Origin of the sequence: Rhodococcus sp. Q1 (assembly GCF_004153645.1) — a bacterium.
GTDB lineage: Bacteria > Actinomycetota > Actinomycetes > Mycobacteriales > Mycobacteriaceae > Rhodococcus > Rhodococcus gordoniae.
This window is the reverse complement of the sequence record NZ_SDMJ01000002.1, coordinates 517,146-541,277: the sequence shown is the minus strand read 5'-3', so window position 1 is coordinate 541,277 and position 24,132 is coordinate 517,146. Positions and strand designations below refer to the sequence as shown.

The following is a 24,132-nucleotide window of genomic DNA, read 5'->3' as shown; positions in this document are numbered from 1 at the left end:
CGGCATAGACTGCCGGTCATGTTCTTCGGATGGCGGAACGGTGCCGCGGTATGCGTCGTTCTCCTGTCCTGGCTCGTCGCCACCGTCGTGCCGGTCACCGCCGTGTCCGCCGGCGACACCGCCGGACTGCTCGCCGGACTTCTGATGGTGCTCCTTGCGACGCTCGCGTTCGTCGCGGCCGCCGACGACCCGTTGTTCGCCTTCGGCCGCAGTGTCCGAGGGCCGACCTCCGAGGAACGACGCCTGCGCGGTGGGTTCCGTCGCCACTCCCACCCCGACACCCCCGGACGGCCACGTCCACGCTCACCCGGTTCCGTCCTCGCGTTCGACACTTCGTCCGACGAGGAACACCGGGAGACCTTCCATGTCCGATCCCATCCGATGCGGCGCACCCGCCGTGTCCGTCCGGAATGCCCACCGTTCGTTCGGTGACCTGACCGTCTTCACCGGGGTGAACATCGACCTCGCCCCGGGCCGATGTTGCGCCGTGATCGGGGCGAACGGCAGCGGCAAATCCACTCTGCTCAGATGCATCGTCGGCGCCGACCGGCTCGACGAGGGTGTCGTCGAGATCGACGGCGTCCCCGTCGACGAGAGCTCCCCGACGTTGCGCCGGCGGGTCGCCGCAGTCCTCGGCGACGTCGCGACGTTCGCGCATCTCACCGCACACGAACACCTGCAACTCGTCGCGACCGGTCACGGCGTGACCGACCCGTTCGCCGCCGCCACCCGGGTTCTCGAGGAGGTCGGTCTCGCCTCGTCGGCGGATCGACTGCCGGTGACCTTCTCGGGTGGCCAGCGCCGCCGGCTCGCCCTGGCCTCCGCGCTGGTCCGACCGCGGCGGCTGCTCGTCCTCGACGAACCCGAACAACATCTCGACGACGACGGGCGCCGGTGGCTGGCGTCCACGCTCGCGGCCGAGAAGCGCGCCGGCGGCACCGTGCTGATGGTCTCGCACGATGCCGGGCTGGTGGACGTGGTCGCCGATGTGGTGGTGGAGGCGGACCGATGGAACTGACCGCGGTCGTCCCCGGCGCGCGGGATCTCCGCGCGCTCCGTCGCAGCTTCGAGCGTCGACACGCCCCGTTCGCGGATCGTCCCGCTGCGGTCGTGCTGATCCTCCTCGGCCTGTATGTGGGTGGGGGATCGGCGTGGTGGCTGTTCTCCCTGCCGTCGGCGCCGGTCGCCTGCACGGCTCCGATCGGGCGTGACGTGGGGTGCACCTCGGCATGGGGATGGGCGGTCGTCGCGGCCGCGGCCGCGGTGGGGACGGCGTCCGCCCGGGCTGTCGGTCCGGTGACGTGCGGTGGCGAGACGGAGTTCTGGCTGCTGTCCACACCGATGGATCGCGGCGCGGCACTGCGGCCCGGAGCGGCGGCGATCCTGATGGGCGGTGCGGTCGCGGGTGCCCTGGCAGGACGGCTCGCGACCTTCGTGGCCGCCCCGCCGGATCGGCTCGCGTTCACGCTGCTCACCGTCGCTCTCGGCGTCGGCGCCGTCGCCCTTCCGATGCTCGCGCAGTGCCGGATGCTCCCGCCCGCCGTCGTGAGCACCGTGATCCGGCTGTGTTTCTCGGCCCTACCGGGCGTGGTGATCGTCGCCGCCACCGGCGTGCCGATACCGCCACCGGGGCCGGTGCTCGTCGCCGCCGTCTGGGCCGTCGTCGCGGCACTGGCGATCTCGGCACTGTTCGCGTGCGGCAGGATCGCCGCACCCGAGTGGAGGGCCGGAGCGGGCACCGCGGTGGGTGTGTCGGCCTCGCTCACCGCGCTGGATCCGTCACTGCTGGTCGACGTGGTCGAGCACAGGGCGTGGCTGCGCATCGGAGCCCGTCGCTCCCGGATGCTGCCGCGCGGCCGGATCGCGGCGCTCGTCCGTGCCGATCTGCTCCGCCATGCCCGCCGGCCGGCACCCGTGCTCCTCACGTGTGCCGCTCTGCTCGGCGTCGTGGTCCTCGCGTCGGTCGTATCGCCGCCTGCCGCCGCGGTCGTGCACCTCGTCACCGTCTTCGTGGTGGCTGTGGCCTCCGGTGCGGGTCTGCGCGACGTGTGCCGCGACCCCGATGTCGCCGTTCTGCTGGGCGCGAGCGACACACAACTGCGTCCTCCTCTTTCGGTCGTCCCGGGCGCGGCCGCCGTGATCGCCGCCGTCGTCACGGCCCTCGCCGGGAGTGCGTCGGTGGTGAGCGCCGCGGTCGGGCTCGTCGGTGGGTGCGCGGCCGCCTACCGTATGCGCACGCGACCGCCGATCGGGTACGACGGCCTGATCCTCGAGACGGCGGTCGGGCAGATTCCGGTCGATCTGCTCCGGCAGTGGGCCAGGGGACCGGATCTACTCGTCGTCTGCGCGTGGCTCGTCGCCGTGCTCGCGTGAGCCGTGCGGGAACCGGTGGCGTGCCCGGGACAGGTCGACCCTGTCGCCGGAGATCGGGACGCCTTCGAGTTCGAGGCGTGCGAGCTGCCGTCGGGCGATGTGCGCGGCCGGCCGGCCGGAGGCCGGGACCACGCGATGCCACGGCAGGTCGGCGGAATCGGTCCGCATGATCCAGCCCACCGTCCGCGCACTCGAGAGGCCCGCCGCGGCGGCGATGTCGCCGTAGGTCACGACCTGCCCCGCCGGCACCGAGGCCACGAGTTCGCGGACCCGTTCGATCTGCTCGTCCGTGGTGGCCACCGGCTACACCATCCGGGCCACGAGTTCGGCGGTCTCGGCGGGACGCGTCTGGTCGATCATGTGGTCGCAGTCGAATTCGAGCACGGTCAGGTCGTCGTCGAGCCGCTCCGCGAGGTCGCGACGGAAGTCCGCCGTGGTGTACGGGGGCCGGACCTTCCCGGCCTGCACGAGGATCGTCGGGATGCCGGACGGCGGCAGGACGGGTTCGCGGGCGAGCTCGCCCCACGAGGCGACCAGGGCCGGTACGCACACCCGCCAGCCGACGCGCCCCGAGTCCAGCTTCACGAGATGTTCGGCGATCTCCTCGTCGAGCAGCTCGGGTGCCACCTCACTCCAGTCGCCGTGGACCTTCTCCGCACGGGCTTCGGCCTCGTCCGTGTAGTCGGGATGACGGTGGGTGAGGTCGGCGATCTCGAGCATCCGGCCGGCCGGGAGACCGATCGCCGGGTCGAGGAGCACCAGCACCCGCACCCGGTCGGGCACCGCGGCGGCCAGGTGCAGCGCGAGGGCGCCGCCGAAAGAATGCCCCACCACGGTGACGGGACCGGTGGTGTGCGCGTCCAGCACCGCCGTCAGGTCGGCGACGTGGGCTTCGAACGACCAGGGGGGAGTCCACGGGGAGCGTCCGTGTCCGCGCAGGTCGGGGGCGACGAACCGCAGGTGGGGCAGGTGCCGCTCCGCGAGGTTCCGCCAGCGCCGGCCGTGACCGGTGAGGCCGTGCAGCGCGAGGACCTCCGGTCCGTCGTCGGGCCCGAACAGATGGGTGTGCAGAAGCTCGGTGGCACTCACGCCGACCACTATCGCAGTCGTCGTGGCGCCACGCATCGCGCACCGGACCTGTCGTACCGATCTGGTGGGATGGGGTCATGCTCGACGTCGACACCGGCATCCCCGACCTGCACCCGACCCGGGCGCAGGTCACCGACCTGCCTGCCACCGTCTCGCGCATGTCCGAACCCCATCTCCCCGATCGTGTCCGCCGTCCGGCCGCGCGTCTGGTGCGCCGGTCCGGCGAAGCGCCGGCGGCACGCGAATGGCCCGACGACGTGCGCGTGGTGTTCGACGATGCTCCTCCCGCGCTCCGCTGGCGGCCCTGGCAGATCCTCGGCGGGCCCGGCACCGGCAAGACGTCCCTGCTCGTCGATCTCGCGGTCCATCGCATCGCGAACGGTGCCGATCCGGAGTCGGTGCTGATCCTCACCCATTCGCGGCGGGCGGCCACCGCCGTGCGCGAGGCGATCACGGCCGGTCTGATCGCCCTCGGCGACGGTGCCGTGCCCCGGGCCACGCGCGAGCCCCTCGTCCGTACCGTCCACTCGTACGCCTTCGCGGTGCTGCGACTGCAGGCGTCGGCGCACGGCAACCCGCCACCGCGTCTGATCACCGGTGCCGAACAGGACGCCGTCCTGCGCGAACTGCTGCGCGGCGACATCGACGACGGCGCCGGGATGTGGCCCGAACGGTTGCGTCCGGCGCTCGGCATGACGGGCTTCGCCGTCGAACTGCGCGATCTCATGCTGCGCGCGAACGAGCGCGGTCTCGGTCCGGAGGATCTGATCGCGCTCGGAGAGCGCCGCGGTCGGCCGGAGTGGGTCGCGGCCGGGCGTTTCGCGGAGCGGTACGAGCAGGTGATGCTGCTGCGCGGCGCCGTCGGGCTCGAGGCTCCCGAAGCCACCGCTCCCGCCCTCGACGCGGCCGAACTCGTCGGTGCGGCGCTCGCGGCGTTCGCCACCGATCCCGATCTGCTCGCCTCCGAACGCCGCCGGATCCGTCATCTGCTCGTCGACGACGCCCAGCATCTCGATCCGCAGGCCGCCGATCTCGTGCGCGTGATCGGTACCGGTACTCGCACGAGCACCGTCGCGGGCGATCCCGACCAGGCCGTCTTCGGCTTCCGCGGCGCCGACACCTCCTTCCTCGAGAGCCTCGGCGAGGCCGACGGATCGCGCCGGATCGTGTTGGGCGTCCACCATCGCGCCGCTCCGGAGGTGGCGTCCGCTGCCGCCGGGATCGCGCGCCGGCTGCCGGGTCTGCCGCCCCACCGCGGCGTGGCCGAGCATCGCGACCCGCAGGGCGATCCCGGCCTGGTGCGGGTGGCGGTGTGCTCGTCGCAGGCCAAGGAGGCCGCGCTGGTCGCCGACACCCTGCGTCGATCCCACCTGGTCGACGGCGTGCCGTGGTCGCGGATGGCGATCGTCGTCCGGTCCGTGCCCCGGGTGCTGGCACCCTTGCGCCGCGCGCTGCTCGCGGCGGGTGTCCCGATGACGACCGCCGCATCCGAACTGCCGCTGGCCCGCCAGCACAGCGTCGCGGGGCTGTTGCTCGTGTTGCGCGCGGTGTCCGGCAGTGGCTTCGGAGGCGACGAAGCACTGGCCCTGCTGTCCGGGCCCATCGGCGGCGCCGAACCGGTCGCGCTGCGGAGACTGCGGCGTGGTCTGCGACGGGTCGAGCTCGCGTCGGGCGCGGACCGCGATTCCGCCGAACTGCTGCGCATCCTGCTCACCGAGGGCGACGACACCGCCGAGAACGCACATCTCGTGCGCGGGATCACCGAGGTCGAGGCGGCACCGCTGAAGAAGGTGCTCGGAGTGCTGCGCAAGGCCCGTTCGGCGACGCTGCGCGGGGGCGGTCTCGAGGACGTGCTGTGGGAGGCATGGCAGGCCACCGGACTCGAACGGCGGTGGGCCGCCGCGTCGGCCTGGGGCGGGCCGATCGGTGCGCAGGCCGACCGCGATCTCGACGGGGTCGTGGCGCTGTTCGACGCCGCCGCCGACTACGTCGACCGTCTGCCCCGCGCGCACATCGCGGGATTCGTCGACTACCTCACGGAGCAGGAGATCCCCGCTACTGCCCGTACCCGCGTGGCCGCCGAATCCGAAGCGGTCACGGTCGTCAGCGCGCACTCCGCCGCCGGTCGCGAATGGGACGTCGTCGTGGTCGCCGGCGTCCAGGAAGGCCTGTGGCCGAGCCTGCGGGCCCGCGGCACCCTGCTCGGCATCGAAGCCCTGATCGACGCCCTCTCCGGTGCCGACGGTGGCGACGGCACCGGCACGCGGCTGTCCCGCACCGCGCCGCTGCTCGCCGAGGAACGCCGGCTGTTCCTCGTCGCGTGCAGCCGCGCCCGCACCCACCTCCTCGTCACCGCCGTCGACTCCGTGAGCGGCGACAGCGAACTCGTCCGCTCCCGTTTCGTCGACGAACTGCGCGGTGGCGACACCGACGCACCCGACGATCTCCTCACCGACCCGGTGCCCGACGAGGTCCGCACCCGGGTGCTGGCCCTGCCCGCCCTCGTCGCCGAACTGCGCAGCGTGGTGTGCGATCCCGAGATCGCCGACACCGAACCCGAACGGCAGCAGCGGGCCGCCCAGCAACTCGCGCGGCTCGCACGCGCCGGGGTACGCGGCGCCCACCCCGACGAGTGGTACGGCACCGCCGATCCCAGCACGGCCGACCCGCTGTGGGATCCCGACGACGACGCGGTGCGGTTGTCCCCGTCCACGGTCGAACAGCTCACGACCTGCGCGTTGCGGTGGATGTTCGAGCGGCACGGCGGCTCCGACGGCGAGAACAGCCACGCCGTCACCGGCACCCTCGTGCACACCCTCGTGCAGGCGCTCGCCGGGCGCATCCCGCCCGATCGCATCGATCAGGCGCTCGAGAAGGCCTGGGATTCGGTCGATCTGGGTGCCGACTGGTATGCGCGACGCGAACTCGAACGCACCCGCCGCATGCTCGACACCTTCTCGACCTGGTTGCAGGGCACGCGCGGAGAACTCACGGAGATCGGCGTCGAGGTCAAGGTCGACGGCATCCTCGAACCCGACTCCGACGACAAGCCCCGGGTGCGGCTCCGCGGCCGCATCGACCGGCTCGAACGCGATGCCGAGGGCCGCCCCGTCGTCATCGACGTCAAGACCGCGAAGAATCCGGTGTCCAAGGACGCCGCGCGCGACCACGCCCAGCTCGCCGCCTACCAGGTGGCCGCGGCGGCCGGCGCGATCGAGGGCGAACCGGCCGCGACGCCCGGCGGCGCGCGTCTGGTCTTCGTGGCGAAGCCGCACAACAAGGAGGGCGCGACGCAGCGTGTGCAGCCGCCCCTCGACGAGGACGGTCTGGCGCAGTGGCGGGAGATCATCCACGACGCCGCGGCCGCGACCCGCGGTCCGCGCTTCGTCGCGAGGGTCAACGACGGGTGCCGGCACTGCCCGGTGCTGTCGAGCTGCCCGGCACACGACGAAGGCAGGCAGGTGACCGGAGAATGAACGCACCACGGGTGAGTGCGACGCGCCTCGCGGATGCACTGGGACAGCTGCCCCCCACGACGGAGCAGGCGGCGGTCATCGAGGCGCCGCCCGGGCCGATGCTGGTCGTGGCGGGCGCCGGTGCCGGCAAGACCGAGACGATGGCGGCCCGCGTGGTGTGGCTCGTCGCGAACGGGATCGTCGAACCCGAGCAGGTGCTGGGCCTGACCTTCACCCGCAAGGCCGCGCAGCAGCTCACAGCCCGCATCCGGGCGCGACTCGCCAAGCTCGCCGGGTCGGCGCTGCTCCGCGACCTCGACCCGAGCGGTGGTTTGCGTGCCCGGATCCTCGGCAGCGAACCCGAGGTGAGCACGTATCACGCGTACGCCGGTCGCCTGCTCACCGAGCACGGTCTGCTGCTGCCCATCGAACCGTCGGCGACCCTGCTGTCCGAGACCGAGCTGTGGCAGGTTGCGCACCGCGTGGTCAGCTCGTGGGACGGCGAGCTCGACACCGACCGCAATCCCGCGTCGGTGACCGAGGCCGTGCTCGCCCTGTCCGGTCAGCTCGCCGAACACCTCGTCGAACCGGATCGGCTGCGCGCCGCCCACGTCGAACTCGAACAGCTCGTGCACACCCTCCCGCCCGGCCCGGGGCAGCGGGGAGCGCCGTCGAAGACCCTGCTCGGCTACCTCGACACCCAGCACGCGCGTCTGCAGTTGCTTCCGCTCGTCGAACGGCTGTCCGAGACCCTGCGTCGCGAAGGCGCCCTCGACTTCGGCAGCCAGATGTCGCTCGCCGCGCGGGTCGCCCGCGACCATCCCGAGGTGGGCGCCGGCGAACGGAGCCGGTTCCGGGCCGTGCTGCTCGACGAGTACCAGGACACCGGGCACGCCCAGCGCGTCCTGCTCGCCGCGTTGTTCGGCGGCGGCGCCGATCCGGGCCTCGCGGTGACCGCGGTGGGCGATCCCATGCAGTCCATCTACGGCTGGCGCGGGGCGTCGGCCGCCAACCTGCCGCGCTTCGCGAGCGACTTCCCGGCGTCCGACGACGGGCCGGCGCCCACCCGCGAACTGCTCACCAGCTGGCGCAACCCGCCGCAGGCCCTCGAACTGGCGAACGTCTCGTCCGAACCCCTGCGCGATCGGGGGGTGCCGGTCAGCCGGTTGCGTCCCCGTCCCGACGCGGCCGCCGGCGACGTCCGGCTCGCGCTGCACCCCGATGTCGCGACCGAACGCGACTGGGTGGCCGACCGGATCGCCGCCGAGTACGCCGCTGCACGCGAGGACGGGCGGACACCGCCGACGGCAGCGGTCCTGGTCCGCCGCAACGCCGACGCGGCGCCGATCGCCGAGGCGCTGCGCGCCCGCGACCTGCCGGTGGAGGTCGTCGGCATCGGCGGACTACTGCACACACCGGAGGTCGCCGATGTGCTCGCGATGTTGCGGCTGGCGGCGGATCCGCTCGCCGGAAGCGCGGCGGTGCGGGTGCTCACCGGTGCCCGCTGGCAACTCGGGGCCGCCGACCTGAAGGCACTGTGGGAGCGCGCTCAGGAACTGGCCATCGCGGGCCGCTGGGGTGTCACCGGTGCGGTGACCGACCCCGGCGCCCTCGAGGACGCACTCGATTCGGCACTGCCCGGCGAACATGCCGACCAGGCCGGACTCGCCGACGCGATCTCCGATCCCGGCGACAGCCACCGTTACTCGAAGTTCGGATACGCGCGCATCGTCGCGCTGGGCCGCGAGCTGACCTCTCTGCGGGAGCGGCTCGGTCAGCCCCTCACCGAACTGGTGGCCGAGGTCGAGCGCGTGCTCGGTATCGGCATCGAGACCGAGGCCCGCGTGGGCAGCCGGCGCGGCGTCGCCGGCCGCGAACATCTCGACGCGTTCGCAGGGGTGGTCGCGTCCTATGCGGGGCGCACCAACGCGACCCTTCCCGGTCTGCTGACCTACCTGGCCGCCGCGGAGGAGATCGAGCAGGGTCTCGCGCCCGGTGAGGTGGAGGTCGATCCCGATCGCGTGCAGGTCCTCACCGTCCACTCGGCGAAAGGCCTCGAATGGGAGGTCGTCGCGGTCCCGCACGTCGCGGCGGGAGTCTTCCCGTCGTCCACGGCCGCCACGACCTGGCTCGGATCCACGAGCGAACTGCCCCCGCATCTGCGTGGCGATCGGGTGCTGCCCGACGACGATCCGGGGAGCACCGACGGTGTGCCCGTGCTCGATCTCGGCGACGTCGCCGATCGCAAGATGCTCGAGCGGGCCGTCGACGCCCACAAGGACGCCCTCAAACGGCGCAAGCTCGACGAGGACCGCCGTCTGTTCTACGTCGCCCTCACCCGCACCGAACGAGCCCTGTTCGTCTCCGGCCATCACTGGGCCGACACCGGCTCCGAACCGAAGGGACCCTCGCCCTTCCTCGAGGAACTGCACGGGATCGTCACGGCGCGACCCGAGCTCGGTTCGATCGATCATTGGGCGCCGGAACCCGAACCCGAGCAGGAGAACCCCCTCACGGCGTCACCGCGCAGCGCGCTGTGGCCGCGCGACCCGCTCGGCGCCCGGCGCGGCGACGTCGAACGCGGCGCAGCGCTCGTCCTCGCCGAGTTCGACCGGACCGACCTCCCGACCGGGTACGACGACGATCCCGACGAGTGGGCCACCGACGTCGACGCGTTGCTGGCCGAACGCGAACAGCGCGCCGAGCAGAGCGCCGAAGTGGTGCTGCCCGCGCAGCTGTCCGTCAGTCAGCTCGTCGACCTCGCCACCGACCCCGATGCCCTCGCGGCCCGGTTGCGCCGTCCGTTGCCGTTCCGGCCCAATCCGCTCGCGCGTCGCGGCACGGCCTTCCACGCGTGGCTCGAGCGCAGGTTCGGCGCGACGCGCCTGCTCGACCTCGACGAGCTTCCCGGCGCCGACGACGAGGACGGCGACGATTCGCACTTCGACCGGCTCCAGGAAGCGTTCCTGCGGTCGAAGTGGGCGTCGCGCAACCCCGTCGAGGTGGAGGTGCCGTTCGAAACCGCTCTGGCCGGCACCGTCATCCGCGGACGCATCGACGCGGTCTTCGAGGATTCGGACGGAGGCTGGACGGTCATCGACTGGAAGACCGGTGCCGAACCGGAAGGGGACAAGCTCGCCACGGTGGGAGTTCAGCTCGCCGCCTACCGCCTCGCCTGGGCGCAGCTGATGGCGGCACGCACCGAACGGCTCACCGGCCGACCGGCCGAACTGCCGCTGCACAAGGTCCGAGCGGCTTTCCACTACGTCCGCACCGGACGCACCGTTGCACCCGACGAGTTGCCCGGCGCGGCGATGCTCGAACGGCTCGTTCTCGAGGCGGGGAACCTGCGGCGCGAATCCACCGCGGATTCCGACGCGGAGGACTAGGAAAGAACTGTGGCGACCTTCGTGCTGCTCCCCGGAGCCGGATCCGACCCGTGGTACTGGCATCGGGTGATCCCGTTGCTCGAACGTCACGGGCACCGCACGATCGCGGTCGACCTGCCCTATGCGGACGGGTCGGCGGGCCAGTACGACTACGCCGATGTCGTCGTCGGGGCGATTCGGAACGTGCCGCCCCCGCTGGTGGTGGTGGCCCAGTCGATGTCGGCCTTCACGGCGGTGCTCGTCGCCGAGCGGTGCATCGTCGACGAACTCGTCCTCGTCGCGCCGATGATCCCGGCGCCCGGCGAGTCGCCGGGCAGCTGGTGGGGGAACGTCGGGCACGAGGAAGCGAGGCGTGAACAGGACGTCGCTGCGGGTCGCGATCCCGATGCCCCGATGGATCTGCGCGAGTTGTTCTTCCACGATGTGCCCGACGACGTCGTCGCCGACGCGTTCACCCACGAGGCATCAGCGCCTGCCGATGCGGCCTTCGAGCCGGCCTGGAACGCCGATCGGTGGCCGGGCGTGCCCGTGCGTGTGGTCGCCGGGCGGCACGACAGACTTCTGCCGCTGCCGCTGGTGACGCGCCTGTCGCGCGAACGCCTCGGTGTCGAACCCGAACTCGTCGACAGCGGCCACCTGCCGGCGCTGGCGCGACCGGCCGAACTTGCGAAGATCCTGTTGTCGTCGCGGTGACGAGCCTCGGGAGCGCTGCCCGAACCCGTTCGAGCTCGGGGGGGCACGGCCCGAACCCGTTCGGGCTCAGGGGCGCTGTCCCACCCCGGTGGCCACTTCGTGCGCCCGGCGCCCGGCGGTGTCGGGGGCCAGTGGAGCCGTGGGCATCCCGGCTCCCTCCCGCAGGCCCGACAGGAACTCCTCGAGGATCTCGGGCGGCGAATACCGCGGTTCCCAGCCCAATTCGGTGCGGGCGCGGGTGCTGTCGAGCAGCGGAAGTTGCAGCACGGTGTCGAGCAGACCGGGGGAGGCCGGGACGAGGTGCGCGTGCCACGCCGCCCGCACCGCCGCGCGGAGGGCCGCACGCGGCACCGCAATCTTCCTGGCGGAGAACATCTCCGCCAGGAACGCGCCGTCCACCGGCGGTTCCGTCGCAAGGTTGAACGCGCCGCGGACCGGCCGGACCGTCGCACGGACGAAGGCATCGGCCACATCGCTCGTGTGCAACACCTGGGCCCGCAGATCCTCGACCAGCGGCATCGCGGGCAGCAGTCCGCTACGCAGCAGATTCCCCGGCAGCAGGGGACCGACGAACAGGCGCCGCTGCGAGGTCGCCGATTCGCGCTTGAAGATGAAGTAGGGCCGCATCCGCACGATGCGCATCTCCGGCGCCCGTAACTCGAGGGTGTCGAGACAGCGCTCCAGATACGACTTCTCGCGCGGATAGGCGGCGCCCGGCCACCCGTGCGTGGGCCAGTCCTCGGTGACACGATCCGTCGACCGTCCGGGCGAATAGGCGGCCACCGACGACGAGTAGATCAGGGCGGGAACCTTCTCGGCGGCCGCCGCCTCGAACACCGAGATCGCGCCGAGCACGTTGTTCTTCCAGGTCACCTCCGGGCGGTGGGTGGGCTGGAACAGCCACGCCAGATGGATCACCGCGTCGGCGCCCCGCACGATCGGACGGAAGTCGTCGGTGGACGTGTCGGCGACCGTGAAGGTCGCCTTGGGCGCGGTCCACTCCGTCGGCCGTCGTGCGACGCCCACGATCTCCGCGACGGCGGGTTCCCTGCCGAGCGCCTCGACGATGCCGGTTCCCAGATTGCCGGTCGCGCCGACGACGACCACCTTCAGACCACGTCCGGTGTCCATACCGACGCATACCCGCTCGCTGTGGCCTCAATCACCGCGAACGGTCGATCGCTCAGCGAGCCGAGGTGCGGCGGACCTTCAGCGCTTCGGTGACGAGCGGGATCTGCAGCGGCAGCCGGGCGAGGGACAGGGCCTTGGCGGCAGGGGAGAGCTTCGGGCTGCGCAACCACGTCGCGGCCATCTGCAGGTTGGCGGGGAAGACCGCGAGGAACAACGCCGCGGCCAGGGAACCACCGAGACGACGGGTGCGGGGGGCGGCGAGCGCGCCGGCGACGGCGATCTCCGCCACCCCGGAGGCGTAGGTGTAGGTGCGGGCATCACCCGGGAGGGCGCGCGGCACGATGCCGTCGAAGAGTTCCGGTCGCACGAAGTGCAGGATGCCGACGCCGAGAAGAAGACCTGACAGCCGGATCGCAGAGCGCTGCGCCGCGTTCGTGGACATGCGTGCCACACTAGCGCGCGGCGGTACGCTGCGATCCGGTATCGGGCGCAGTCCGTTCGGTACCGCGACGACCGAGGGTGGCCGCCAGTGGAGGCCGACAGCAGGAAGGTGGGACACCGCGATGCCCGGGAGGTTGCGTGCGCGGTTCAGCCGCTCCGATCAACTCACCGAGCGCCCCGACTTCGCGCTCGTCGGTGTGCTGCGCGTACCCCAGGAGCAAACCAGTCCCGGACTCGCGATCGCCCGTCGCATCGGCTATGCGTTCGCGGCGCTGTTCCTCGCGGTCGTCGTCGTCTACCTCGATCGGGACGGGTACATCGACTCCCAGGACAACGAACTGTCCCTGCTGGACTGCGTCTACTACGCCACGGTCTCGCTCTCGACCACCGGCTACGGCGATGTCACCCCCTTCACCCCCGAAGCACGCCTGATCAACATCCTGCTGATCACGCCGCTCCGGGTGTTCTTCCTCATCGTGCTGGTCGGTACCACTCTGTCGGCACTGACCGAGAGTTCCCGTCAAGCATTCAAGATCCAGCGTTGGAGGCGCCGCGTGCGTAATCACACCGTCGTCATCGGTTACGGCACCAAGGGCCGTACAGCGGTCGACGCCATGCTCGGCGACGGGGTCCCCCCGTCCGAGATCGTCGTGGTCGACACCGATCCGGTGGTTCTCGAGTCCGCCGCCGGGCAGGGCCTCGTGACGGTTCAGGGTTCGGCGACGAAGTCCGATGTGCTCCGACTCGCCGGCGTGCAGCACGCGTCGGCGGTGATCGTCGCCGCGAACCGCGACGACACCGCGGTGCTGGTGACCCTCAGCGCCCGCGAGATCGCCCCGCGCGCGAAGATCGTCGCCGCCATCCGCGAGTCGGAGAACACCCACCTGCTGCGTCAGTCGGGTGCCGACTCGGTGGTCATCTCGTCGGAGACGGCGGGTCGCCTGCTCGGTATCGCCACGACCACGCCGAACGTCGTCGAGATGATCGAGGACCTGCTCACACCGGAAGCGGGATTCGCCATCACCGAACGCGACGTCGAGCCCGGCGAGGTGGGGGGATCCCCCCGGCATCTGAAGGACATCGTTCTCGCCGTCGTCCGCGACGGGCGGATGTGGCGGATCGGTTCGCCCGAGGTCGACGCGCTCGAAGCGAGCGACAAACTGCTCTACATCCGGCTGGTGGGTTCACCGCCGGGCGCCATGCGTGGCTAGGGTGCTGGTGTGACCGGTTTCGCTCTGTCGGGTACCCCGCTGCTCTCCCGTACCGTCGTCGACCGGGCGGAGGAACTGCGGTCGGACGAGGATGCCCTGCGCACCGGATGGGCCGACGCGAAGCTCCTGCGGGTCGACCGGCGGAACCAGGTCCGTGTGTCCGACGGCGCGCTCGTGTTCGGTGAGGCGTCCGAACTCGGCCCCGAACCGGTCGCCGGCGCGATCTTCCTCGGCATCCGCGACGGACGCCACGTCTGGGCCACCCGGGTCCTCGCCCAGACGGGTACGGTGACCGACCTGCGGCGTGTCGGCGAGCACCTCGACGATGCCGATGCCGACCTGCTGGTCAGCGCGGTCGCCTTGCTGAACTGGCACGACAACGCCGGCTACAGCGCGGTCGACGGCTCGCCCACCCGCCCGACGATGTCCGGCTGGTCGCGGATCAGCACCGACACCGGGCACCAGGAGTTCCCCCGCACGGATCCGGCGATCATCTGCCTCGTGCACGACGGGCACGACCGTGTCCTGCTCGCCCGGCAGCCGGTGTGGCCCGAACGGCGTTTCTCCGTCCTCGCCGGTTTCGTCGAAGCCGGCGAGTCCCTCGAATCATGTGTGGTCCGGGAGATCCGGGAAGAGGTCGGCGTCGAGGTGCGCGACGTGCGGTATCTCGGCAGTCAGCCCTGGCCGTTCCCCCGGTCGCTCATGCTGGGATTCGCGGCGATCGCCGATCCCGAGCAGGCCCTGGACTTCCGCGACGGCGAGATCGGCGAAGCGCGGTGGTTCACGCGCGAGGAGGTCCGCGCGGCACTGGCGACGGGCGACTGGGCCTCGGCCGACGACGCCCCGCTGCTGTTGCCCGGCTCGATCTCGATCGCGCGCGGGATGCTCGAGGGCTGGGCCAAGGAATGACCGGGGTTCGGCGATGAGAGGAGCCGGCCGCGGTGAACGCGACCGGCTCCGTGGACGAGCGACGAGAACCTACAGCCCCAGAGCGCGCTGGACCTCGGCGAGCGACGGGTTGGTGGCGGTGCTGCCGTCGGCGAACTTGACGGTGGGCACCACGTGGTTGCCGTTGTTGACGCTGCCGACGAACTCCGCGGCGGCCGGATCCGATTCGATGTCGACCTCGGTGTACGCGATGCCGTTCTGGTCGAGCTGGGTCTTCAGCCGCCTGCAGTAACCGCACCAGGTGGTGGAGTAGACGGTGAGGGCGGGTGCATCGGTGGTCGTCATGTCTTCGAGAACACCACAGCGGCCGGGCATGTTCCGCGACCGGGGTCAGGTGTGATCCGCACCACGCACTCGGCGTCACCGGTGGCCTGCACTGTCGGCGGCCACTGTCATGATGGAGGCCATGTGTGCGGATGTGGTGGAGGGTCTCGATCCCGAGCAGGCGGCAGCAGTACTCGCCCCACGAGGACCGGTCTGTGTGCTCGCCGGTGCCGGCACCGGCAAGACCCGCACCATCACCCGACGCATCGCGCACCTCGTCTCCGCCGGGCACGTCTCGGCGAGCCAGGTCCTCGCCGTCACTTTCACCGCCCGTGCGGCAGGGGAGATGCGCTCACGTCTGCGGGCCCTCGGTATCGGCGGCGACGGCACCCAGGTGCAGGCACGCACCTTCCACGCGGCCGCGCTGCGGCAGCTGCGGTATTTCTGGCCGCAGGTCGTCGGCGACACGCCGTGGCAGTTGCTCGACCGCAAGTTCGCGGCCGTCTCACAGGCGGCGCACCGCTGCGGTTTCCCGACCGACACCGACACCGTGCGCGACCTGCTGTCGGAGATCGAATGGTCCAAGGGCACACTCGTCGCACCCGAGGACTATCCCGCCGCGGCCGCCCGCGCCCACCGCGCCCCGCCTGCCGATCCCGAGCGGGTCGCCCGCGTGTACGACACCTACGAGCAGCTCAAGAACCGGTCGGGCGACGGAATGTACCTCGATTTCGACGACCTGCTCCTGCACACCGCCGCCGCCCTCGAGAACAACCTCACGGTGGCGGAGGAGTTCCGCGACCGCTACCGCTGCTTCGTCGTCGACGAATACCAGGACGTCACGCCACTGCAGCAGCGTGTCCTCGACGCGTGGCTCGGCGACCGCGACGATCTCACGGTGGTCGGCGACGCCAACCAGACCATCTACTCGTTCACCGGCGCCACCCCGAAGCACCTGCTCGACTTCTCCCGCCGGTTCCCCGACGCCACCGTTGTGCGCCTCGAACGCGACTACCGATCCACCCCGGAGGTGGTCGACCTCGCCAACCGCGTGATCGGTGCCGCACGGGGTCGCATCGCCGGAACACGCCTCGAGCTCGTCGGTCAGCGTCCGCCCGGTCCGGAGCCGACCTTCGCCGAGTTCGACGACGAGCCGGCCGAGGCGCAGGCAGTGGCGAAGGCTGTCGCCAAGCTGATGGGCAAGGGGGTGCCCGCTGCCGAGATCGCGGTGCTCTACCGCATCAACGCCCAGTCCGAGGCCTACGAGCAGGCCTTCACCCAGGCCGGTATCCCGTACCAGGTGCGCGGTGGTGAGGGTTTCTTCAACCGCGCGGAGGTCCGGCAGGCCGTCAACGCCCTGCGCCAGGCGGGTGCGCGCGACGATCTCCCGGAGGACGCCGGCCGCGGTGCCGGGCTGCTCAGCCTCGTGCGGGCCACCTTGGTGCCGCTCGGCCTGACCGACACCGAGCCGGTGGGCACCCAGGCACGCGAACGATGGGCGTCGCTCGTCGCGCTCGTGCAGCTCACCGAGGAACTGCTCGAGCACGAACCGGAACTCGACCTCCAGGGCCTGCTGCGCGATCTCGCGGCCCGTGCCGAGGCGCGGCAGCCGCCGACGGTCCAGGGCGTCACGCTCGCGTCGTTGCACGCGGCGAAGGGCCTCGAATGGGACGCCGTCTTCCTCGTCGGACTCACCGACGGCACCCTGCCCATCACCCACGTCACGGGCGACAAGGACACCCCTCCGGACGAGGCCGGTATCGAGGAGGAGCGTCGGCTTCTCTACGTCGGCGTCACCCGCGCCCGCGTGCACCTGCAGCTGTCGTGGGCGTTGTCCCGCACTGCAGGCGGACGCCGGTCGCGCCGGCGTTCGCGTTTCCTGCACGGGCTCATCCCCGACAGCTCACCCGCGTCGAAGATCGCCGAACCGGCGTCCCCCCGGAAGAAGCGCCCACAGTGCCGCGTCTGCGGCAAGCCGCTGATGGGCACCACCTCGACCATGCTCGGCCGCTGTGAGGCCTGCCCGTCCGACCTCGACGAGAACCTGCTCGTCGCGCTCAAGGAATGGCGTCGGGAACGGTCGAAGGAGATGAAGGTGCCGGCCTACGTCGTCTTCAGCGACAACACTCTCGTCGCGATCGCCGAGCAGCAACCGCGCGACGACCGCGCGCTGGTCGCCATCCCGGGGATCGGCGCGAAGAAACTCGAACAGTACGGCGCCGACGTGCTCGCACTCGTGCGGGGCGAGCGCACGGTCGACATCCTCGATCTCTGACCCCTGTCGTCGTCCGAAATCAGCCGGCGCACAGGCAGAAATAGTGTCCGGCCGGGTCGCGGAACACCCGGAACGTGCTCGTGCTCGACCCGTCGTCGGCGCGCAGTGCGTCGAGACCGAGGACGAGACGTTCGGCCTCGTCGAGGTCGGGTACGTGGAAGTCGAGATGGGCATGCACCCCGTCGGCCGGCCAGTGACGCGGTGTGAAGTCGGGGTCGCGCTGGAACGCGATGGCGGTCGAGTCGTCCCGGGTGAGTTCGACCCAATCCTCCCTGTCGTCGGTGATCGTCCATCCCAGCAACCGGCGATAGAAGTCGGCGAGCCCGCGCGGGTCCGGGCAGTCGAGCACGGGCAGGAATCTCGTGGTCGCGAGGGACATGCTGTCCGACTGTAGTCCCGAGACCGGATGAGCGACACGAAACCGCAGGTAGAAAATCACTTGTGCCGATCGTGCCCGCGAATCTAGGCTGGATGACGATGTCACGGGAGACGGCCCGTGCGCGACGCGAAAGTGAGGTGGCCCCGATGCTCGGCTTCGACGCTCCGGCAGCGGCAGCGGCCCCTCGTGTCGCTGTGGCCGCCGCTGTCACCCGCACTGCCACATCTGTGGCTCTCGCAGTGGCAGCCGCGCCGCGTGCACGCCGTCGTGTGTACGCCGCTGCCGTCTCGTCCGTGGTCGGAAGTCGATCGGGAAGTATCTCCCCGTAGACCTTTCGTTTCCTCCAGGCCACGGACCCCGCCCAGCGGACCGTGGCCTTTCTCGTTTTCGGGCCGGGTTCGCATCGTATTTTCACGAACCGACGAAGGAGCTCACGTGCCGAGCGACAACCTGCCGAGCCTGTCGAACCGAACGGAAGGAGACGAGATGCGTCGTACCGACACCCTCCTGCCGTGTCACGGCGGTACGGATCTGCCGTATCACAGCGGTACCGATCTCCCGTGCCGCGACAACGATCCCGACCTGTGGTTCGCCGAGACCCCGGCGGAACTCGAGTACGCCAAGACGCTGTGCGCGGGCTGCCCGGTGCGGGCCCAGTGCCTCGATGCCGCTCTCGAGCGGGAGGAACCGTGGGGCGTGTGGGGCGGGGAGATCATCGACCGCGGTGTCGTCGTCGCACGCAAGCGGCCGCGGGGCCGGCCACGGAAACATCCGGTGCCCGACTCCCGCAAGGAACTGGTTTGTGCGTGAATCCGGTTGCCCGGCTTCGTCACTCCACGGCGAAGCCGGGTAGCCATTCGCTCAGGATGCGCATGTACGGCGCCTCGGCGTCGAGCTGAGCGCAGATGCCGACCGATCCCAGCAGCACCCGGAACACGCTCACGTACTCGGGCGGCAGGTTCAGCGTCCGGGCCGTCCTGAAGGTGGAACTCGAGAAGTCCGTGGCTGTTCCCGCCACTCGCTGCAGCCACGCGCGGGTGAAGTGGAACGACTCGGTGTGGATCGGATCGGTGAACGGCCGCAGGTAGTCGGCGATCTCCTCGTCGGTGACCGTACGGCCGGGCAGAACGAACTTGTTGTCGTAGAGGAGTCGGGTGAGCTCGTCGAAACGTTCGTCGAGGGCGAGCCGGACCATTCGACCGAGCACCGGAGGGAACCCGTCGGGCATCGCCGCGGTCGCGCCGAAGTCGATGACCCCGAGGCGGCCGTCGTCGAGAAGCATGAAGTTGCCCGGATGCGGGTCGCTGTGGAGCAGGCCGGCGCGGGCGGGCGAACAGAAATGGAACTCCGCGAGCAGCGCGCCGGCGCGGTTGCGCTGCTCGCGCGTACCACCCGCGATGATCACCGACAGTGGTGTGGCCGAAAGCCATTCGGTCACAACGACCTTCGGTGCACTGGCGACGACGCGCGGGACGACGAACTTCTCGTCGCCGGCGAAGGCCTTCGCGAAGGCCCGCTGGTTGTCGGCTTCGATCCGGTAGTCGAGTTCTTCCTCCGTGCGTGCGGACAACTCGTCGAGCAGCGCGCGCACATCGGCACCCGGCATCATCGTGGCGAACAATCCGGCGAACCGGGACAGCGTGCGCATGTCGGCGCGCAGAGCCTCGTCGGCACCCGGGTACTGGACCTTTACCGCGACCTCGCGACCGTCCGACCACACGGCCCGGTGTACCTGGCCGATGCTCGCGGAGGCGACGGGCACGTCGTCGAACGATTCGAAACGCTCGCGCCACTTGGTGCCGAGCTGCTGGTCGAGCACGCGGTGCACGGCTCGGGCGGGCAGGGGAGGGGCCTCGGCCTGGAGCTTGGTCAACGCCTCCCGGTACGGTTCGGCGAACTCCTCCGGGACGGCGGCCTCCATCACGCTCAGGGCCTGCCCGAACTTCATGGCACCGCCCTTGAGCTCACCGAGCACGCTGAACAATTGCTCAGCGGCCTTCGCTGTCATCTCGGCGTCGATCTCCTCCCGATCGCCGCCGGCGAGCCGACGACCGAAGCCGACGGCGGCGCGCCCGGCGATTCCCAAGGGGATGCTCGCGAGCTTGGCAGTGCGGGACGAGCTTCTGCGAGGGATGTCTGGCACGCCCCCCATCATGCCTGACCGGCCGGAGCGATGGCCGAGCAGTCGCAGTGGGGATGACGGACCCATCGCCGCGTGACGATGCGGTGGGTTCGCAGGTCGAGTTCGAGTGTGCGGTCGACTGCCGGAGTGACGGAGGGGTCGCCGGAGAGGAACGCCTCGACCTGCCCGACGGCCATCGCGGCGGTCGCCGAGGTCACGGCGCGGCCGGCGTGACCCTGCCGTCCGTACAGTTGGCTCGCCAACCGCGGCCAGGACGGATCGAGGTCGGTCCGTACGAGATCGGCGCAGCGCAGACAACTGCTCCGCCCGGGCAGCACGAACGGGCCCACGACGCCGCGTCCGTCCCGGATCCGCACCACGAGATGTGGGACACGGGCGCGGACGAGGGTCCTCACGAGGTGGGGATCGGGTACCTGACGGTCGGCGAGTACGACACAGTCGGCGGATCCCTGCGGTTCGTCACCGGACGTCGACCGCACCCACCGCACCTCCCACACCGGAAGATCCTCGACGATCGCCGCGGCGAGCGGACCCGAGCCGTGCACCCGCACCCGACGCGGACGCGTGGAACCGGCCGCGGGCGCCGGGATCCGGTGGACGGTGCCCGTCGCGGCAAGTTCGTCGAGAACCTGCCGGACCGGTCCGGACGGGAGACCGCGCAGCGCGGCAGCGTCCAGCACCTCGTCGAGCGTGAGGCGCCCGTCGAGCAGCCGGACGAGAATGCCGAGGTCGAAGCTGTCCATGCCCTCGGGTGGAACGACGACCGTCGCGGTGTCGGGACCCCAGCCGAGCTGGATCGAGCCGTCGGACCGTTCGAGCACGGCCAGTTCCGGATCGACCCGGAGAACCGCCCGCTCCGGCGGTGCGGGGGTCGTGGTCGTCTCACGCGGTGCGGTGATCATGGAGACAGCCTGACAGCGCCCGCGCCTTCGGACCGCTCACGAGAAGTAGTTGTCCACAGGGCGGGCGTGTCCGGTCGCCACCGGCGAAGCCGATCTACGGGGTGGGGTCGTCTCCGGGACGATCCTCGTCGGGTCGATCCTCGGCCGCGCGATCTCGTTCGGCCTGCTCGCGTTCCATCGTCGCCTGCAACTGGGCGATCGGATCCTCGAAGGCCCCGGTGCCGCCGCCGATCACGCGGTCGACGAATGCCGCCGGGTTGTCGAGATCCGACGAGTCCGGCAGCAGGTCGGGGTGTTCCCAGACGTGGTCGCGAGCTTCGGTGCCGGCATCGGTGGTCAGACGGCGCCACAACGCAGCGGCCTCGCGAACCTTCCGCGGCCGGAGTTCGAGACCGACGAGCGTGGCGAAGGTCTGCTCGGCGGGTCCGCCTGTGGCGCGGCGACGACGCAGCGTCTCGGTCAGGGCCGATGCACCCGGCAGTCGCTCGCCGAGCGCGTCGGCGACGACCGTCTCGACCCATCCCTCGACGAGCGCGAGCATCGTCTCGAGCCGTTCGAGTGCGGCCTTCTGTTCCGGGGTGGTCTGCGGTTCGAACGCGCCTTGCTTGAGGATCTCCTCGAGCTTGGACGGGTCGCTGAGCGCCGAGGGGTCGAGACCCTGCGCGAGGTCCTCGATCGACGACATGTCCATGCGGATTCCGCGCGCGTACTCCTCGACGGTCGCCAGCATCCGCTGACGCAACCACGGCACGTGGCTGTAGAGGCGCTGGTGGGCAGCTTCACGTGCGGCGAGGAAGACGAGCACTTCCTGGGCGGGCTGCTCGAGTCCCTCACCGAAGCTCTCGACCGCGGCCGGCAGCAGTGCGGCCGTACCCTCCGGGCCGAGCGGGAGTCCGATGTCGGTGGAGGTGAGCACTTCCTTCGACAGCTGGCCGAGTGCCTGGCCGAGCTGGGATCCGAAGGCGACGCCGCCCATCTGGGAGAACATGCCCATCATGGGTCCGGCCATCGCGCGGGCCTCTTCGGGCAGACCGCCGAGCATCATGCCGTTGACCTGCTCGGCGATCGGATCGCACAGACGCTTCCACGTCTCGAGGGTGTTGTCGAGCCAATCGACGGGTGTCCATGCGACGGCCTTCGACGCCCCCGCGGGCAGCGTGGTGGCCGCGTCGAGCCACAGTTCGGCGAGCCGCGCGGCGTCGGCCACGGCGTCGGCGGTGCGGGGGGAGACGGGTGTCACGGACCCGATCTGCTGGCGTGCGAGTTTCGTCGCGATGTCGTAGTTGACCGGACCCGAGCCGCCACCGGAACCCATGGCACTGCCCATACCGGCGAGCATCTGCCCGAACTGGCTGAGCATCTGACCGAACTGCGCGGGATCGAAGCCCTGACCACCGAACGGGTTGTCGCCCCCACCGCTGCCGGGGAGCCCGAATCCGAAGGGGATACCGCCACCGGAGCCTCCGCTACCGGATCCCTCGTCCTTCTTGCGGTCGGGGTCGTCGTCGGGATTCGAGAATCCGAAGGGCGTGTCGCTCATGCATCCAACGGTACAAGGCCTGCGGAGGCGGGACCGGTCTCGTGGTCACGCTGACGGCGAACACCGCGTGCTACGCCAGGGGACGGCGCGGTCACGCCGAGGACCGGTGTCGGCCGACCGCTACCCTGGCCGGGTGAATCGTCGCTACGTCCTGCCGCTCGCGCTCGTACTCCCCATCCTCGTCATCGTGGTCGTGGCGTTCAACGTCCGGGCGCCGTACGTGGCGCTCGGTCCCGGCCCCGTCTTCGACACGCTCGGCGAGATCGAGGGCACACCGGTCGTCGCGCTCGACGGGATCGAAGCGGACGAGACCGAGGGCAGTCTGTACATGACGACCGTCGGGGTGACCGACAATCTCACTCTCGCGCAGACCGTCACCGCCTGGCTCAGCGGACGGTACGGCGTCGCCCCGCGCGAACAGGTCTATCCGCCCGACCGCAGCAAGGACGAGGTGCAGGCCGTCGACCAAGCGCAGTTCGCCCAGTCGGAACGGTCCGCCGAACTCGCCGCCCTGCACTACCTCGACCTACCGGTGACCCTGCGGATCGCCGAGGTGGGCCAGGACGCCCCGGCCTCCGGGGTGCTCGAGGCGGGCGACAGGATCATCGCCGTCGGCGGCGAAGCGATGCGCACGGCCGGCCAGGTACAGCGCGCGGTCGGCGAGGTCGCGCCCGGCGAGTCGGTGGACATCACGGTCGTGCGCGGCGAGGCCGAGGAGTCGTTCGACGTCCCGGTCGGTCCCCGGCCCGGCGACCCGGACAAGGGTTTCCTGGGTATCGCGACCGAGGAGGTTCCCGAGGTGCCCTTCGAGGTCACGTTCAACCTGGCCGACATCGGCGGCCCTTCCGCGGGCCTGATGTTCAGTCTGGCTGTCGTGGACAAGCTCAGTCCGGGTCTGCTCAACGGCGGCCTCACCGTCGCCGGTACCGGCACGATCGACTCGGACGGGATCGTCGGCCCGATCGGCGGGATCACCCACAAGCTCACCGCGGCCTCGGAGGACGGCGCGACCGTCTTCCTGGTTCCGGCCGAGAACTGCGCGGAGGCGTCGAGCGGCGCACCCGAGGGGGTGCAGCTCGTGAAGGTCGACACCCTCGACAGTGCGATCGACGCGCTCGAGGCCGTCACGGACGGACGCGAGGCGCCGGCCTGCAGCTGACTCCCATCAGCCGCCCGGAGAGGACCGACACCCCGGTAGTCGACCTCCCCGGTAGTCGACCTCCCCGGTAGTCGACATCTCAGTAATCGTCGTCGCTCGCCTCGAGGGTCGCGTACAGCGCCGCCACGACGTGCGGGGCGAGGTTGTCGTAGGTCCGCAGTTCGGCGCCCGCGAACGGATCGTCGTCGTCGAGGGGACGCAACTGCAGAAGCGAGAGCGACGGCCCGTCGCGCAGGACCGCGGAGACGAGGCGGGCGGCGCGGCGTTCCGGGTGACTGTGCGCGGCGAGCCGTGCCGCCTCGTCGGCCGCGTGGGCGTCGGCGAGCAGCGGTGCGAAGGCGTCGTCGAGTTCGTTCTCCGCGCTCGGCGGCAGTACGACCACCTCCTGGACGAGCGCGCACCCGGCGACCGAGCCGGGCCAGGTGGTGGTGGCCAGGAACTCCTCGAGTGCGGGACTGCCGCCCTCGACGTCGTCGGGGAACGATTCCTGCGCGATCGGGGTGTACTCGTGTCCTTCGTCGAGCTGGTCGGCGAGGGCGGGTTCGGCGGCTGCGAGAAGCACGGTCGGGACGAGCGCGAACATCACGGGAGGGCGGTCCCAGCCCTCCGCATCCGCGAAATCGATGATCTCGTGGACGGTGCGCGCGAGTGCTTGTTCGGAAGGTACGGGAAGACGTTGGCTCACCGGCCTATCCTGGCACCCGTACGTGGGTGTGCGCTGCCGGACCTGCGTCGTGCGA

21 protein-coding genes are annotated in these 24,132 nt (G+C 70.9%); 11 read left to right on the top strand and 10 right to left on the bottom strand.

Features of this window, described 5'->3' with window-relative positions; all coding sequences use genetic code 11:
- The first annotated feature begins 18 nt into the window (after window positions 1–18).
- Genes EQ874_RS07335 through EQ874_RS07325 form a run of 3 tightly spaced genes read left to right on the top strand, consistent with a single transcriptional unit; the run spans window position 19 to window position 2,373 of the window.
- Window positions 19–432: a DUF6412 domain-containing protein gene (locus tag EQ874_RS07335; protein WP_064065531.1), complete on the top strand. Its 414-nt coding sequence runs from the start codon at window positions 19–21 to the stop codon at window positions 430–432.
- Window positions 398–1,018 carry an ABC transporter ATP-binding protein gene (locus tag EQ874_RS07330; protein WP_129976522.1) on the top strand — a complete coding sequence of 207 codons (621 nt, stop codon included), beginning with the start codon at window positions 398–400 and terminating at the stop codon, window positions 1,016–1,018. The genes EQ874_RS07335 and EQ874_RS07330 overlap by 35 nt, the downstream gene beginning before the upstream one ends.
- Window positions 1,009–2,373 (top strand): DUF6297 family protein, encoded by a 1,365-nt coding sequence (locus EQ874_RS07325; protein WP_129976391.1) that lies wholly within the window; start codon window positions 1,009–1,011, stop codon window positions 2,371–2,373. Before EQ874_RS07330 ends, EQ874_RS07325 begins: the two co-directional genes overlap by 10 nt.
- On the opposite strand, the gene EQ874_RS07320 is transcribed toward EQ874_RS07325, so the two are convergent.
- Together EQ874_RS07320 and EQ874_RS07315 are read right to left on the bottom strand one after the other, a co-directional pair.
- Complete coding sequence (locus EQ874_RS07320; protein WP_016934115.1) at window positions 2,332–2,673, bottom strand: MGMT family protein; 342 nt, start codon at window positions 2,671–2,673, stop codon at window positions 2,332–2,334. The two genes, EQ874_RS07325 and EQ874_RS07320, sit on opposite strands and share 42 nt — an antisense overlap.
- 3 nt (window positions 2,674–2,676) lie before the next feature.
- A complete protein-coding gene (locus EQ874_RS07315) occupies window positions 2,677–3,498 on the bottom strand; it encodes an alpha/beta hydrolase (protein WP_165369214.1) in 822 nt (273 codons plus the stop codon).
- Between the two features lie 122 nt (window positions 3,499–3,620).
- Between EQ874_RS07315 and EQ874_RS07310 the strand changes: the two genes are divergently transcribed.
- From EQ874_RS07310 to EQ874_RS07300, 3 genes are read left to right on the top strand one after another with little or no spacing between them, the layout of a single operon-like run.
- On the top strand, window positions 3,621–6,938 hold the full coding sequence (locus EQ874_RS07310; RefSeq protein WP_207213513.1) for an ATP-dependent DNA helicase: 3,318 nt from the start codon (window positions 3,621–3,623) through the stop codon (window positions 6,936–6,938).
- A complete protein-coding gene (locus tag EQ874_RS07305; protein WP_129976389.1) occupies window positions 6,935–10,306 on the top strand; it encodes a UvrD-helicase domain-containing protein in 3,372 nt (1,123 codons plus the stop codon). The genes EQ874_RS07310 and EQ874_RS07305 overlap by 4 nt, the downstream gene beginning before the upstream one ends.
- A 9-nt stretch (window positions 10,307–10,315) precedes the next feature.
- Window positions 10,316–10,999, top strand: a complete 684-nt coding sequence (locus EQ874_RS07300) for an alpha/beta hydrolase (protein ID WP_064064824.1) — start codon at window positions 10,316–10,318, stop codon at window positions 10,997–10,999.
- A gap of 66 nt (window positions 11,000–11,065) precedes the next feature.
- Here EQ874_RS07300 and EQ874_RS07295 read toward each other — a convergent pair whose 3' ends face one another.
- Window positions 11,066–12,130, bottom strand: coding sequence for an NAD-dependent epimerase/dehydratase family protein (locus tag EQ874_RS07295; protein ID WP_129976388.1), 1,065 nt, complete (start codon window positions 12,128–12,130; stop codon window positions 11,066–11,068).
- A 52-nt stretch (window positions 12,131–12,182) separates the two neighbouring features.
- Complete coding sequence (locus tag EQ874_RS07290) at window positions 12,183–12,572, bottom strand: hypothetical protein (protein ID WP_129976387.1); 390 nt, start codon at window positions 12,570–12,572, stop codon at window positions 12,183–12,185.
- A 121-nt stretch (window positions 12,573–12,693) separates the two neighbouring features.
- On the opposite strand from EQ874_RS07290, the gene EQ874_RS07285 reads away from it, so the two are divergent.
- Window positions 12,694–13,782, top strand: a complete 1,089-nt coding sequence (locus EQ874_RS07285; protein ID WP_016934058.1) for a potassium channel family protein — start codon at window positions 12,694–12,696, stop codon at window positions 13,780–13,782.
- A 9-nt stretch (window positions 13,783–13,791) separates the two neighbouring features.
- The gene (gene nudC / locus EQ874_RS07280) at window positions 13,792–14,691 is read left to right on the top strand and encodes an NAD(+) diphosphatase (protein WP_129976386.1); all 900 of its coding nucleotides are present in this window, start codon (window positions 13,792–13,794) and stop codon (window positions 14,689–14,691) included.
- A 69-nt stretch (window positions 14,692–14,760) separates the two neighbouring features.
- Here nudC and EQ874_RS07275 read toward each other — a convergent pair whose 3' ends face one another.
- A complete protein-coding gene (locus tag EQ874_RS07275) occupies window positions 14,761–15,015 on the bottom strand; it encodes a mycoredoxin (RefSeq protein ID WP_016934060.1) in 255 nt (84 codons plus the stop codon).
- A gap of 121 nt (window positions 15,016–15,136) precedes the next feature.
- On the opposite strand from EQ874_RS07275, the gene EQ874_RS07270 reads away from it, so the two are divergent.
- Window positions 15,137–17,269, top strand: a complete 2,133-nt coding sequence (locus EQ874_RS07270) for an ATP-dependent DNA helicase UvrD2 (protein WP_129976385.1) — start codon at window positions 15,137–15,139, stop codon at window positions 17,267–17,269.
- A gap of 19 nt (window positions 17,270–17,288) precedes the next feature.
- Here EQ874_RS07270 and EQ874_RS07265 read toward each other — a convergent pair whose 3' ends face one another.
- A complete protein-coding gene (locus tag EQ874_RS07265) occupies window positions 17,289–17,648 on the bottom strand; it encodes a VOC family protein (protein WP_026002999.1) in 360 nt (119 codons plus the stop codon).
- A 435-nt stretch (window positions 17,649–18,083) separates the two neighbouring features.
- Here EQ874_RS07265 and EQ874_RS07260 point away from each other — a divergent pair, with 435 nt between their 5' ends.
- A complete protein-coding gene (locus EQ874_RS07260; RefSeq protein ID WP_277986176.1) occupies window positions 18,084–18,458 on the top strand; it encodes a WhiB family transcriptional regulator in 375 nt (124 codons plus the stop codon).
- Window positions 18,459–18,477: 19 nt separating this feature from the next.
- On the opposite strand, the gene EQ874_RS07255 is transcribed toward EQ874_RS07260, so the two are convergent.
- The 3 genes from EQ874_RS07255 to EQ874_RS07245 form a co-directional block, all read right to left on the bottom strand.
- Window positions 18,478–19,803 carry an AarF/ABC1/UbiB kinase family protein gene (locus EQ874_RS07255; RefSeq protein WP_064064819.1) on the bottom strand — a complete coding sequence of 442 codons (1,326 nt, stop codon included), beginning with the start codon at window positions 19,801–19,803 and terminating at the stop codon, window positions 18,478–18,480.
- On the bottom strand, window positions 19,800–20,693 hold the full coding sequence (locus tag EQ874_RS07250) for a TOMM precursor leader peptide-binding protein (RefSeq protein ID WP_129976384.1): 894 nt from the start codon (window positions 20,691–20,693) through the stop codon (window positions 19,800–19,802). The genes EQ874_RS07255 and EQ874_RS07250 overlap by 4 nt, the downstream gene beginning before the upstream one ends.
- A 94-nt stretch (window positions 20,694–20,787) precedes the next feature.
- On the bottom strand, window positions 20,788–22,233 hold the full coding sequence (locus EQ874_RS07245; RefSeq protein WP_064064817.1) for a zinc-dependent metalloprotease: 1,446 nt from the start codon (window positions 22,231–22,233) through the stop codon (window positions 20,788–20,790).
- Between the two features lie 133 nt (window positions 22,234–22,366).
- Between EQ874_RS07245 and EQ874_RS07240 the strand changes: the two genes are divergently transcribed.
- Window positions 22,367–23,392, top strand: a complete 1,026-nt coding sequence (locus EQ874_RS07240; RefSeq protein WP_129976383.1) for a PDZ domain-containing protein — start codon at window positions 22,367–22,369, stop codon at window positions 23,390–23,392.
- A 79-nt stretch (window positions 23,393–23,471) separates the two neighbouring features.
- Here EQ874_RS07240 and EQ874_RS07235 read toward each other — a convergent pair whose 3' ends face one another.
- Entirely contained in the window at window positions 23,472–24,077 is a 606-nt protein-coding gene (locus tag EQ874_RS07235) for a PPA1309 family protein (RefSeq protein WP_064064815.1), read from the bottom strand.
- Window positions 24,078–24,132 lie beyond the last annotated feature (55 nt).